Here is a 12,839-nt window from a genome sequence, read left to right as displayed (position 1 = left end):
GTGCATGATTCATACGGCGAAGGCGCATGATATGGCCAAGGGGAAGACCTCAACCAAGGGCACCACGGTGTTGGTGGACAGGCTCTGGCCCCGCGGCATCAGCAAAGAGGACCTGCGCGCGGACGAGTGGCTCAAGGACGTGGCACCCACGCCGCAGCTGCGCAAGTGGTGGAACCACGATCCGGATTCCTTTGATGAGTTCGCGAAGCGCTATCGCGCGGAGCTTGAGGAAAACGACAGCGACGACATGGAGACCTTGCGATCCCTTGCGGACATAGGAGCTGTCACGCTGCTCTTTTCCGCTAAGGACCGGGAGGTCAACCATGCCGTCGTGCTAAAAGACTGGCTGGAATCCCAGTTAAACAAGAAGAACTAAGCCCTCTGGGCTGGGGTGGTTGAGCTGGGGTGGGTGAGGCCAGCTCAGCTGTTAGTTAAAGATGCCCCAGATTGCCGCGCCCACGGCCACCAGGCCGGTGATGACAACGAAGTAGTTGCTGAAGCGGTTGCGGAAGCGGGCCAGGCCCGGAATCTTGTGGATGGCGTACATCGGCAGTAGGTAGAGGATTGCTGCGATGAAGGGGCCGCCGATGGCCTCGATGAGCCCGAGGATGGACGGGTCGATGATGGCGACAATCCACGCGCACACGAAGATGAAGAAATGCATGATTCCGTTGAGCTTGGCCTGCGAGAAATTCTGCGTGGCACCTGGTGCGATACGGCGCAGCAGGTAGTTGCCGCCTTCGGTGGCACCGAGGACGTGGCCGAAGTAGGAAGAAACGATGGCCACGATCGCGATGAATGGGGACACGAAAGCAAGCACTGGAACGCCCGTCACGTTAGCGAGGTAGGACAGGACTGGCAGGTTTTGCTCGCGTGCCTCCGCGAGGCCATCTGCACCCAGCGCGAGGGTGCACGACCACACGAAGAACATTGTGAATACAGTCAGCAAGATCGCGGTAAGCGCGAGTGCACGGGAGGCGTTCCCAGAGCTCTTCTCCTTGCCGTGCGCTGCGACCATAGCCAAGGAGAACTGGGAAATGGCGGGGGAGTGGTTGAAAGCGAAGACAAGGACGGGGATGATGAGCGCGACGCTGCCGACGATGCTCCAGTCAGCATTTCCTGTGCTTGCGAAAGAGTCGAAGTCCCAACGGGGAATGAGGTAGAGGGAGAGCGCGCCGAGACAGAAGATTAGCGGGTAAACCAAGAACTGGGTGACCTTCAGGACCATCTTTTGGCCGAAGCCGAAGACTACGGTCATGATTCCGACGAGCAGGAATGATAGGAGCGGACGGGGGATTTCCGGGCCGTTGAGCTGGTTGACGATGAAGCTATTAACCGTGTTGGTGATGGAGACACCGTAGATCAAGACGATCGGGAAGATGGCCAGGAAGTACAGGATAGAGATGACAAAACCTGCGGTCTTACCGAAGTAGTCGGTCACGACTTCGGTGATGTCATCGCCTTGACGTGGGGATGCACAGATCATGCGCGCGAGGCCGCGGTGTGAGAAGTACGTCATGGGGCCAATGAGGAGGGTGGCGATGACGAGCGGCCAGAAGCCGAAGCTGCCGGCGTTGATGGGCAGGAACAAGATTCCTGCACCGACTGCGGTGCCGAAGAGTGAGATGGCCCATTCCGAGTTGGTTGCGTGGTGGGCGTTATCTGATGCGGGGTGGGCATCCGAAAGTGCGGCAGCTTCGCTGGCGCTGGTACTGTTCACGTTCTCTGCTGATGATGAAGTCACTGTTTGCCTTTGGTTATCGGTTTACATTTTTGAGAGCAGTGTGAAAACAGGCTAGCAGCTGTAGTGCACGTCACGAATGCGTTCCAGCTAATTAATAGTCTCCCGTATGTCTGGAATTTGAGACTTGAGGGAATAGTCTTGGGTGGAGTAGTGTTGTACGAACTGTAGAGAAAGCACATGCCCGCTCTACGGATGTAAGGGGTCGACTTGGTTTCGACTTCGTACATTGAGCCAGGGGAAGCGTGCCGGTGCAGGCTGGAGACCACCGTAAGCGTCGCAGCAACCAATAAACGCAGAGAAGAACTCTCAGCGTGACTACGCCCTCGCTGCCTAATTTCAGCGACGCGTGTCTGTCAGCCCAGGTTTAGTTCCTGACCTGGTTCCTGGCATCGACTAAGGAACTTGCTCCACCGGCTTGTCGTTCGGTCGGTGGGGGACTTTCAGAGCGACTGGGCCCATCATCCGGAACGTGTTTGCCCGTGCCGGAGGGCCGAGTAGAGATCCTGTGCAGACTGCGCACGGAGAAGCCCTGGCGAGGTGACGAAGGACCCGGGTTCAATTCCCGGCGGCTCCACCGCAAAGTCCCAGCTAGACTACGTTCTAGCTGGGGCTTTTCAAGTTTTAGCTAAATCACGTGAGCCTGTTGGGTAAGAACAAAACAAAGGGACTGCAATTACCGCGGTCGTTCTTTCCATTATTGGCACGATCCTTGCCGTCGTAGTTTCTGCGTTGGAAACGGCAAGGCCCGGTAAGCTGCAGGTATGACACGCAACACCACGCCGGACGAAGGTGAGAAGAAGGGGGCATCGGCAAGCCCTGCCGTCGCTGCGCCCAATAGTGGGGAGCTCGTGCACACGTCGGTGCCCTGGGCGTATGGCTCGGCGGGGGAGAGCGCGTGGCATTTGTCGCGCCGGGCGTGGGGGTTAGTTGTGCGCCGGGTGCGCTATGAGTTCTTCATGAACGCGATGATGGACCGCGCGGCGACGCTCACGTTCTTTACGGTGCTCACGGCGCTGCCCATGGTGTTGGGCGTGTACTCCATTGCGACGCTGGTGCTCGCGCGCAATGAGGAACAGGTGCAGAAACTCACGGCTGATTTCATCGGAACGTACCTGCCGCCGGAATGGGCGGATGCCGCACAGCGGATCGTGGATGCGGTGGTGGGGTCGACGCAACAGTCGACGCTCATGCTGGTGCTATCGGTGGTCCTTGCACTGTCTTCATCCTCGGCGTATGTGCGGGCGTTCGCGCGCAGTGCCAATGCGATGTATGGGCGAGTGGAAGGCCGCGGGCTCGTGCGCACGTGGACAGTGATGTGGCTTCTTACCATCGCAATGGTGCTGGGCGCCGTGGTGATCTTTGTGGCGCTCATGCTGCAGCGCGACATCGTAGTGGGGCTGTTGCGGCCTTTTGGTGGGGTCGCGGGTGTTTCTTCGGTGCGTTCTTTCCTCGTCGATTCCTTCCTGCCGGTGTGGCAATGGCTGCGCTGGCCGGTCGTGGCGGTGATGAGCGTGACACTGTTGGCGTTGTTGTATCGCTTCGCGCCGAATGTGCGGACGCGGAAATTCCAGTGGCTCACGGTGGGCTCAACTATCGCGTTACTGGGCGCTGTCTTGGCGTGGGGACTGGTGCGGGTCTATCTCACGGTGGTGGGTGCGCGCAGCGCGTACGGCGCGCTGGGTACGGTCATCATCGCGCTGTTTGTGTTGTGGATCATGAACACACTGTTTATCCTCGGCGTGAAGATCGACGCGGAGATTACGCGCGCGATGGAGTTGGAGCGGGGGCTCGAGTCGGAGCGCGTTATCCAGGCGCCGCCGCGCGCGACGGGCTCGGCGGTGGCGCAGTCCGCCGCTGTGAGAGAACTGGAGGGGTTGGGCAAGGAGATCCGACTTGAAGATTGAGCATGAATGAGAGTGTGGCATATCGGTACACCCGGATGGCATGCGGAAACGACAACTGCCCCGTCACTTTCTCTCGGGCCCCGATTCCGCAGGCCCCGCCGACAAGGCGCATGAGGTCTGCCTTTATAGCAACGCCACCCGCGGCAACATTGACGTCAAGGTTTCTGTCGTCGAGGATTAATCGGCGCGGTGCTGGAGCACCGTTTCTTAACCACAAAAGCGCTGAACCAGCGCATCGTATGCCTTCACCGTGAGATCTAGGTCTTCCAGGTGGAGGCATTCGTCATGGGAATGTAGCTCGTTGTTGGCGCTCGCTAAGTCCCGTGCGCGAGCATGCAGGGCGAAACCATAGCCCACACCACCCATGCGGCGGGCGAATCGCAGATCTGAGCCGCCCGAGGCGTAGATGGGCACAACTGATGCCTCTGGGAAGAACTCGCCAAATGTCGCAGCCATCGCATCCCAGAGCGGACCCTCTGCAGGCGATGCCGAGGGGGTCTCATTGTTGAGATGCTCGATCCTTATCTCATCAGCCATGTCACCCAGCGCCGCAATGAGGGCGGCGTCGACAGAATCCGCGGTATCCGTCGGATGCGCCCGGATGTCGAGGTTGAGATAAGCCTTCGAAGGGATGACATTGATGGCGCTACCGCCATGAATCCCCGTGAAAGCGATGTTGGTGTGACTAAACGAGTGTGCGAACGCCGCTAGCTCACCGAAAGTCTCATAAGTAGCGTCCCCTGCGGATCCGTCGACAAGCGCGGCGGTGGTATCCGGATCGAAGTGGAACGCCTCCACGAACCAAGACCACACGTGGTCATAGGCGGGCGGCATCGCCAACGCGCCCACGCGCCGGGCGGCCTCCGCCAGTGTGAGGATGGATGAAGACTTTCCATAGGGAAGGGAGCCGTGCCCCGTATCCCCCGTGGCATGGAGGCGACGCTGGAAGATGCCCTTCTCGCCGACGTTGATAACCAGAGCATCGCTGCCATCACGCACCGGCAGATGCGAGCCGCCAGTCTCGGAGAGGCAGTTCTTCCAGGAAAATGCGTCGGGGCGGTTCTCAGAAATCCAGCGCGCGCCCAACCTCCCGCCGGATTCTTCGTCGGCGAGCCCCACGAAGGTCACTGTTCCCTGTGGCGGGTTGCCTGCCTGTGCGCGCCGGGCTGTTTCGCGCGTGGCTGCGGCTTGCGACGCCGTGATGAAGAGCATGTCGAATACTCCGCGGCCGTACAAAACGCCGTCTACCACCTCGGCGCCGAAGGGATCGTGAGTCCATTTGTCTTCGTCAACGGGGACTACGTCAAGGTGGCCGAGCATCGTCAGTGGTTCCGCTGTGGGGTTGCTGCCGGGCACTGTAAACGCGATCGACACGCGGCCGGGTTCTGGCTCGAAGCGCTCCACCTGGGCTCCCGAGCCCTCGAAGAACTCCTCCAACAGGTCCGCGTTGCGGTACTCGTGGCCACTTCCCGGGGTGCCGTCGTTGATGCAACGATTGCGAATTAACCCCTGCAAGAGTTCAAGAGTGTCGTTGAATAAACCCATTCTGAGGAAGTCGCCTTTCTGGTTTTGCCGTTGAGTGTCCCACGTTCCAAGGTTTCTATATCTCAACCGATAAATAAAAACTTGAGATGTGCATCACTGTTGCATGTAATGTAAGTTACATTGTCTAGAAAGTATTGCGGGGATAACCCCTCGGCAAATGGGCAAGATGACCAAAAATAAAAGACCAATCCCCTTAAAACACGAGGAGAACCACCATGGCCATCACAAAAGAGACCACGAGTGACCCGCAGGGGAGCGCAGGTCCTGCAAAGGATGCGAAAACTCAGCCAGCCAGTAACGGTTGGCTCGATAAGTTTCTCAACGGCATTGAATACGTGGGCAACAAGCTGCCAGAGCCGTTCACCATCTTCCTGATCCTGTTCCTCATCACCGGCGTTGCTTCTTCCATCATGGCGTGGATGGACATCAAGGTGCAGGTACCTGGATCTGATGAAATCCAGCCCGTCAAAGGCTTATTCACCGGCGAGGGCATGTCGTGGTTTACCACCACGATGGGCGAGAATTACATCAACTTCCCGCCGCTGGTTACGGTGCTGCCCATCATGCTGGCAGTCGGCGTGGCCGAGCGCTCCGGACTGCTCTCCGCCCTCATTCGCAAGCTCTTCGGCTCTGCGAAGCCATGGCTTTTGCCTTACGCAGTCGGCGTCATTGGCGTGACCGCATCGGTCATGGCTGACGCTGCCTTCGTTATCGTTCCGCCACTGGCGGCGATGGTGTTCAAGGCAGCCGGCCGTCACCCTGTCGCAGGCCTCATCGGTGGCTTCGCTGCCGTTGGCGCTGGCTACTCCACCGCGCTGGTCCCGACCTCCCTGGATGCGCTGTTCGCAGGTATTACCACCGCGGTTATGGAGACCCTCCCGGGCATGGAGTTCTCTGACGTGAACGCAATGTCCAACTACTTCTTCAATGTGGCATCTTCCATTGTTCTCGGTGTCTTGGCTGGTTTCATCACTGATCGCGTCATCGAGCCGCGCATGTGGAAGCAGGAAGTGCCTACGGAAGAGGACATTGATCCGGAAGAGGCCGCGCACCGCGGCGACCGCGACGAGAACGGCGAGGAGCTCTCCGCAGAGCTTTCCCCGACTGAAAGCAAAGGCCTGGTGTGGTCTGCAGTTGCCACCGTCATCGTTACCGCGGCACTGTTGTTCGCCATTCTTCTGCCAGAATCCCCGTGGCGTAACGAGACCGGCGGCTTCCTGCCGAAGTCGCCGCTGATGAGCTCCATCGTCTTCATCGTCTTCCTGTACTTCCTTGTGCTCGGTGTGGTCTATGGCAAGGTCGTGGGCACCGCCAACGGCATCAAGGACGTCGTCGACATGATGATTGGCTCGCTGAAAGACATGTTGAGCTTCCTCATCTTGGCCTTCATCTTGGGCCAGTTCGTGGCGCTGTTTGCGTGGACCGGCATCGGTACTTTTACTGCGGTCAAGGGCGCGGCGTTCCTGGAATCCATCGGTCTCACCGGCTTCGGCGCGGTCCTCGCGTTCATCGTCCTGGCCTCGTGCCTGAACCTGCTCATCATCTCCGGTTCTTCGATGTGGACCCTGATGGCGGCAGTGTTCGTTCCGATGTTCGCACTGCTGGGCTATGAGCCGGCCTTCATTCAGGGCGCCTTCCGCGTGGGTGACTCTGCAACTCAGATCATCACTCCGCTGAACCCGTACATGATTGTGATGCTGGGATTCCTGCAGCGCTACGAGCCGAAGGCAGGCCTGGGCACCCTGATGTCGCGCCTGATGCCATACGTGGTTCCGTTCTTCACCGCGTGGGCAATTCTGCTGGCCATCTGGTTCTACGCAGACCTGCCGCTGGGTCCGGGCAACAACATTTTCATCGAGGGATAACGTGTGCGATAGCGACAATCACGCAAGAAACAATCCATCAACGGCATATCTGGAGGCCACGGAGCAGCTCATTGCGCAGCGCGTGGCGGCCGTCCAAACGGCCAACGCGGGAGCGCAAGCATCCTTGGCGGAGGCTTATGCGGGGCAGGACGTGCTGTGGAAGGCGGCGTCGGAAAGTGCTGACGCCCACCGCGAGCTTGCCGCCCACATCGTGCAGGATTTGCATGCTCACCCAGAGACGGCCTTCGAGGAACACCGCTCGATGGGCATGCTTGCCGACGCCGTGGAGCAACGCGGTTTCCCCGTCCGACGCGGTGTTTACGGGGTGGAAACCGCTTTCGAGGCGGAGTGGAGGAGCCCGAATTTCGATGCGTCATCTCATCCCACCGTGGCAATCATGGCCGAGTATGACGCGCTGCCCGGCATCGGACACGGCTGTGGTCATAACGTCATCGCTGCCGCGGGCGTGGGCGGATTCCTATCCGCGGTCGAGGCGCTGCGTAAGAACGGCGGCGTCGAGGGGCGCCTGCTGCTGCAGGGTACCCCGGCCGAGGAGGGGCATTCGGGCAAGGAGTACATGATCCGTGGCGGCAGCCTTGACTCTGTGGATGCAGCGATGATGATCCACGGCTTTGGCTATGACATTGGCTCGCACGCGTGGGTCGGGCGCCGCAGCGTCAACGTGAGCTTCCGCGGCGTGGCGGCGCACGCGAGTTCGCAACCTTTCATGGGACGCAACGCCCTCGACGCAGCATCCTTGGCCTACCAGGGCATTGGCCTGATGCGTCAGCAGATGCCTCCGAGCGATCGCGTCCACGCCATCATGGGCGGGGGAGCGCGACCTTCGGTGATTCCGCGTGAAGCCTCGATGCACATCTATGTGCGTTCCTTGGGCAACCAGACCCTCATGGATTTGTCCCAACGCGTTAACGAAATCGTTGAGGGGGCTGCGCTAATGGCCGGCGTCCAGGTCGATGTCGAATGGGACGAGCACCCGATGACGCTGCCGGTACGCAACAACGAGGCGCTGGTGGAGCGGTGGACGCGCACGCAAACGCTGCGCGGAAGGACGGCGCTTCCCGCGGGAACCGTGCCGGAGACCCTTGCCGCGTCCACGGACTTCGGTAACGTCTCGCACCTTGTGCCGGGCATTCACCCGATGGTCAAGGTCTCTCCGTCCGACGTTGCCTTGCATACCGAGGACTTCGCTCGCTGGGCCGCAACGGATGCGGCTGTCGACGCCGCAGTGGACTCGGCAGCAGGCTTGGCCCAAGTAGCGATCGACTACTTGGCGGACATGAAAATGCGCGCGGCAGCGAACGCGGAGTTTGCTGAACAGGGCGCTGTTTCGGTGGCGGATCTCTTGGCCAAGTCGGCCACGGACTAGGTGCCGGGTAGGTGAGAAGTAGGTTTTCTTGCACTGTGCAAGGGTGGGGGTAACCACCTCTTTGTGCAGTGCAACCTACAATTTATTGCATTTGTAGGCGTGCCTAGCAAAAAGTTGGTTGAAAGGTAAGGCTTACATCAGTTAGGTTAGGCGAGTATTCGAAAATCTCTCGAAAAGGACATCATGACCGCCAAGATTCGTCGTTCTCTCGTCGCGTCCGTCGCAGCTCTGTCGATGGCTCTGACCGCTTGCTCTTCTGCAGAAGAGTCCACCTCCGGTTCTTCTGACACCTCCGCAGCGTCCTCCTCCGAGACCACGGAGATCACTCTCGAGGACAACTTCGGTGAGAAGAAGATTGCTGCCCCGGTTACCGCCCCAGCCGTTACGGACAACCGCGCTTTCGAAATTCTTGCTGACTGGGATGTCAAGATTGCCGCCGCGCCGCTGAAGCTGGTTCCTTCCACCGTGCGCGATGTCTACAACAAGGATACCGTCGCAGCTGACCTCGGTTCCCACCGCGAGCCAGACCTCGAGGCACTCGTTGCCGCTGAGCCAGACGTGATCTGGAACGGCCAGCGCTTCGAGCAGTACCAGGAAGACATTGAGAAGCTGGTCGAGGACGTTCCGGTCGTTGACTTTGAGCCGCGCGATGACAAGGACTTCTTTGAAGAACTCAAGCGCCACACCGAGGCACTGGGCAAGACCTTCGGACACGAAGAGGACGCAGCCAAGCTCATCAAGGACTTCGACGTAGCCGCAAAGCGTGCCAAGGAAGCTTATGATCCTTCCAAGAAAGTCATGGCAGTGAACACCTCCGGTGGCGAGATCGGCTACATCGCGCCGAAGATCGGCCGCACCTACGGCCCGGTTTTCGACCTCATCGGTATGACCCCGGCTCTGGAGGTTCCGGAAGGAACCGATGACCACGAGGGCGACGACATCTCCGTCGAGGCAATCGCTGAGTCCAACCCGGACTGGATCCTCGTCATGGACCGCGACGCAGCCATCAGCAAGGAAGGCAAAGAGCACGTTCCAGGCGACAAACTCGTTAACGAGAATGCTGCGCTGAAGAACGTGACCGCAGTCAAGGAAGGCAACGTCTACGTTGCCCCGGCTGATACCTACGTCAACGAGAGCATCATTACCTACACTGAGATTCTCAACGCTCTGGCCGATGCCTTTGAGAAACAGTCCTAACCTGCACCAATAGAACCGAAACCGGAACGCCGAAAGGCTTTCCGGTTTTTGGTGTGAAAGAGATAGATTTTGACTTCAGCAGAGAAAACCGCGGTTCAAGAAGCACCACCCGCGCGCCGTTCCCGCGGCAAGCTTTTCACTTGGAAGCTGTTGCTCGGCGTCGTGGCTGTAGCGGCGTTGCTCCTCCTTTCGCTCATGGTGGGGGAGTATTCGATCCTTGAGCACGACGACGGCCGCGACATGTTTATGACCACGCGCATTCCGCGCACCATCGCCCTGGTGCTCGCGGGCGCGGCGATGGCGATGAGTGGATTGGTGATGCAGCTGCTCACCCAGAATCGCTTCGTTGAACCCACGACCACGGGTACCACGGAATGGGCAGGTCTCGGCCTTCTCTTTTCGATGATCGTGCTCCCGCACGCGTCGGTGCTTGGCCGCATGGTCATCTCTGTTGTGTTTTCTTTCATCGGCACGATGGTCTTCTTCGCTTTCTTGCGCCGAGTCACGTTGCGCTCCTCGCTCATCGTGCCGATCATCGGCATCATGCTGGGCGCCGTCGTCAGCGCGGTGTCCTCTTTCGTGGCACTGACCACCGACAAACTGCAGCAGCTGGGTATCTGGTTCATGGGTTCGTTCACCTCCGTGTACGAGGGCCAGTACGAGGTGCTGTGGATCGTGTTGCTGGTGCTGCTCGCGGTGTTCTTCTACGCGGATAAACTCACGGTCGCAGGCTTGGGTGAAGAAATCGCCACCAACGTGGGCCTGAATTACAACCGAATGATCCTCATCGGCACCGGGCTCATCGCTGTGGCCACTGGCGTGGTCACCGTGGTCGTGGGCTCCCTGCCTTTCTTGGGACTTATCGTTCCCAACGTGGTGAGCATGTTCCGCGGCGATGACCTGCGCTCAAACCTTCCTTGGGTATGCCTTCTCGGTATTGCCACGGTCACCTTGTGTGACCTCATCGGCCGAACCGTCATTTCGCCGTTTGAGCTGCCCGTATCCGTCATCCTGGGCGTGATTGGCGCGGCCGTCTTCGTATTCCTGATTGTGAGGTCCACCCGTGAGCGTTAAGACAGAGCAGCGCACAGGCGACGTCGCCAAGCAACGCTATGTGGGCTCCTTCCAGTCGGCCAAAGCAGCGCGCAAGTATTGGATCATCTTGGTGGCGCTCATCGTGGCGGGCGCACTCTTCGCGTTTGGCCTGCTGGCGTATGGCAACCCCATGGACTTCGGAACGCGTAAGTGGTGGCTCATCGCGCAACGCCGTGCCGACGCCGTGACCGCCATGGCTATCGTGGCTGTGTGCCAAGCCGTTGCGACCGTGGCCTTTCATACGGTCACCAACAACCGCATCCTGACCCCGTCCATCATGGGCTTTGAATCGCTCTACGTGGCGATTAATACTGCGACCATCTTCTTCCTAGGCGCCACGGGCCTGACGGAAGCCCGCAATATGGGCACCTTCCTGTTCCAGATGGCAGTAATGATTGTGCTCTCGCTCATCCTGTACTCGTGGCTGCTGACCAACCGCAGCAACAACATGCATGCGATGCTATTGGTCGGCGTGGTCATTGGTGGCGGACTTGGATCGCTGTCCACTCTGATGCAGCGCATGCTGACACCCAGCGAGTTCGACGTGCTGACGGCACGACTGTTTGGCTCGGTCAACAATGCCGAGACTGAGTATTTTCCCATCGCAATTCCGCTGGTGATTGCGGCGACGGCGTTGCTCTTCTTTAATTCCCGCCGCCTCAACGTGCTCTCGCTTGGTCGCGACGCTGCCACCAACCTCGGCGTGAATCACAAGTTCAACGCGATCTTTACTCTGATCCTGGTATCAGTTCTCATGGCCACCACGACCTCGCTCGTAGGTCCCATGACCTTCCTCGGATTCTTGGTGGCAACCTTGGCCTACCAGTTCGCGGAAACCTACGATCACCGATACTTGTTCCCCATGGCCATCGCCACCGCCTTTGCTGTGCTGACGGGTGCGTACTTCCTCATGCAGCACGTCTTCTACGCACAGGGCGTTGTATCCATCATCATTGAGCTCGTCGGCGGCTCGGTATTCCTCATCGTCATTTTGCGAAAGGGCAGACTGTGATCACACTCAATAACGTTGCGAAGACCTATTCCCACGAGACGAACATTGGCCCAGTGTCCCTTGACATTCCGGCCGGCGGTATCACCGCGCTTGTGGGGCCCAACGGTGCCGGCAAGTCCACGCTGTTGACGATGGTGGGGCGTTTGCTCGATATCGACGAAGGCACCATTGAGGTCGCTGGATTAGACATCGCCTCTACCAAGTCCCAGGACTTGGCCAAGATTTTGTCCATCCTGCGGCAGGAGAACCACTTCATCACGAAGCTGACGGTGCGTCAGCTCGTGGGGTTTGGCCGCTTCCCGTACTCGCATGGCCGCCTGACGGCTAAGGACGAGGAGATCATCTCCAAGTACATTGACTTCCTTCACCTCAGCGATTTGGAGAACCGCTACCTGGATCAGCTCTCGGGCGGCCAGCGTCAGCGCGCGTATGTGGCGATGGTCCTGTGCCAGGAGACTGATTACGTTTTGCTGGACGAGCCTCTCAACAACCTTGATATCGCGCACTCCGTGGAAATGATGAAGCACCTCAAGGAGGCCGCGCAGAACTTCGGGCGCACGATCATCATTGTTTTGCATGACATCAACTTCGCTGCCCGCTACGCCGATCACATCTGTGCGGTGAAGAATGGGGAAGTGGTGGCCTTCGGTAATCCGGAGGAGGTCATGCGCGACGAGGTGCTGACCCCAATCTTCAATACGCCCATCACGGTTATCAACGGCCCCGACGGTCTGTTGGCGTGCTATCACTAGCTGCTTGACGACGTCGCGCCTTCTGGGCGCTTCTTGATACGCCAGGTTTGTCCCCGAAATGGGGATTTACCTGGCGATTTGTGCACTTACACTAGTGCGCGCTAAATTATTCCAAGTCGCAACGAGGTGGCCGCAAGGTTAACAAGTTGAGATGAGGATGAATTCTTCTTCACGGATTTGACACAAATCAAAGAAGTGAGTAAGTTAATCCGAGTCGCTTCAAGAGTTAGGAGCTGAAGTTCCGAGCTAGCGAAGTCGCGATGATGTCTGAGAACTCAATAGTGTGCCAATGTACTTTTTACTACTTTGTGGTGATCGTGATTGTGCTGACTAAGCTG

10 protein-coding genes, 1 other RNA gene and 1 pseudogene are annotated in these 12,839 nt (G+C 58.8%); 10 read left to right on the top strand and 2 right to left on the bottom strand.

Annotated features, from left to right (window positions below; genetic code table 11):
• Positions 1–4 precede the first annotated feature (4 nt).
• Positions 5–376, top strand: a complete 372-nt coding sequence (locus CHU71_RS09410; protein WP_147760902.1) for a DUF488 domain-containing protein — start codon at positions 5–7, stop codon at positions 374–376.
• 51 nt (positions 377–427) lie between these two features.
• Here the strand turns inward: CHU71_RS09410 and CHU71_RS09405 are convergent, their stop codons facing one another.
• A complete protein-coding gene (locus CHU71_RS09405) occupies positions 428–1,744 on the bottom strand; it encodes a septum formation initiator (RefSeq protein WP_147760901.1) in 1,317 nt (438 codons plus the stop codon).
• 198 nt (positions 1,745–1,942) lie between these two features.
• Between CHU71_RS09405 and ssrA the strand changes: the two genes are divergently transcribed.
• The 3 genes and pseudogenes from ssrA to CHU71_RS09390 form a co-directional block, all read left to right on the top strand.
• Positions 1,943–2,321: a transfer-messenger RNA gene (gene ssrA, locus CHU71_RS09400) on the top strand.
• A gap of 184 nt (positions 2,322–2,505) precedes the next feature.
• Positions 2,506–3,648 (top strand): YihY/virulence factor BrkB family protein, encoded by a 1,143-nt coding sequence (locus CHU71_RS09395; RefSeq protein WP_147760900.1) that lies wholly within the window; start codon positions 2,506–2,508, stop codon positions 3,646–3,648.
• 97 nt (positions 3,649–3,745) lie between these two features.
• Positions 3,746–3,829 (top strand): annotated as a pseudogene (locus CHU71_RS09390) (organic hydroperoxide resistance protein); the annotation flags it as partial.
• Between the two features lie 26 nt (positions 3,830–3,855).
• Here the strand turns inward: CHU71_RS09390 and CHU71_RS09385 are convergent.
• On the bottom strand, positions 3,856–5,193 hold the full coding sequence (locus CHU71_RS09385; RefSeq protein ID WP_114976051.1) for a M20/M25/M40 family metallo-hydrolase: 1,338 nt from the start codon (positions 5,191–5,193) through the stop codon (positions 3,856–3,858).
• Positions 5,194–5,408: 215 nt separating this feature from the next.
• Here CHU71_RS09385 and CHU71_RS09380 point away from each other — a divergent pair, with 215 nt between their 5' ends.
• The 6 genes from CHU71_RS09380 to CHU71_RS09355 all read left to right on the top strand — a co-directional run bounded on the left by CHU71_RS09380 (position 5,409) and on the right by CHU71_RS09355 (position 12,501).
• Entirely contained in the window at positions 5,409–7,058 is a 1,650-nt protein-coding gene (locus CHU71_RS09380; RefSeq protein WP_187272061.1) for an AbgT family transporter, read from the top strand.
• Position 7,059: 1 nt separating this feature from the next.
• Entirely contained in the window at positions 7,060–8,445 is a 1,386-nt protein-coding gene (locus CHU71_RS09375) for a M20 family metallopeptidase (RefSeq protein WP_147760899.1), read from the top strand.
• Positions 8,446–8,628: 183 nt separating this feature from the next.
• The gene (locus tag CHU71_RS09370; RefSeq protein ID WP_147760898.1) at positions 8,629–9,642 is read left to right on the top strand and encodes a siderophore ABC transporter substrate-binding protein; all 1,014 of its coding nucleotides are present in this window, start codon (positions 8,629–8,631) and stop codon (positions 9,640–9,642) included.
• A gap of 69 nt (positions 9,643–9,711) precedes the next feature.
• On the top strand, positions 9,712–10,716 hold the full coding sequence (locus CHU71_RS09365; RefSeq protein WP_129721046.1) for an ABC transporter permease: 1,005 nt from the start codon (positions 9,712–9,714) through the stop codon (positions 10,714–10,716).
• Positions 10,706–11,749, top strand: a complete 1,044-nt coding sequence (locus tag CHU71_RS09360) for an iron chelate uptake ABC transporter family permease subunit (protein WP_147760897.1) — start codon at positions 10,706–10,708, stop codon at positions 11,747–11,749. The genes CHU71_RS09365 and CHU71_RS09360 overlap by 11 nt, the downstream gene beginning before the upstream one ends.
• Entirely contained in the window at positions 11,746–12,501 is a 756-nt protein-coding gene (locus CHU71_RS09355; protein WP_005528278.1) for an ABC transporter ATP-binding protein, read from the top strand. Before CHU71_RS09360 ends, CHU71_RS09355 begins: the two co-directional genes overlap by 4 nt.
• The last annotated feature ends 338 nt before the right edge of the window (positions 12,502–12,839 follow it).

The sequence above is a fragment of the Corynebacterium sp. LK14 genome (assembly GCF_008042215.1).
Classification (GTDB): Bacteria; Actinomycetota; Actinomycetes; order Mycobacteriales; family Mycobacteriaceae; genus Corynebacterium; species Corynebacterium striatum.
The sequence above is the reverse complement of the archived record's forward strand: the minus strand, read 5'-3'. Positions and strand labels throughout refer to the sequence as shown.

What these genes read in the sequence shown, in the direction of transcription:
- CHU71_RS09410 (WP_147760902.1), top strand. Translation starts at nt 5, where the DNA reads ATGATTCATACGGCGAAGGCGCATGATATGGCCAAGGGGAAGACCTCA.
- CHU71_RS09395 (WP_147760900.1), top strand. Translation starts at nt 2,506, where the DNA reads ATGACACGCAACACCACGCCGGACGAAGGTGAGAAGAAGGGGGCATCG.
- CHU71_RS09385 (WP_114976051.1), bottom strand. Translation starts at nt 5,193, where the DNA reads ATGGGTTTATTCAACGACACTCTTGAACTCTTGCAGGGGTTAATTCGC.
- CHU71_RS09380 (WP_187272061.1), top strand. Translation starts at nt 5,409, where the DNA reads ATGGCCATCACAAAAGAGACCACGAGTGACCCGCAGGGGAGCGCAGGT.
- CHU71_RS09370 (WP_147760898.1), top strand. Translation starts at nt 8,629, where the DNA reads ATGACCGCCAAGATTCGTCGTTCTCTCGTCGCGTCCGTCGCAGCTCTG.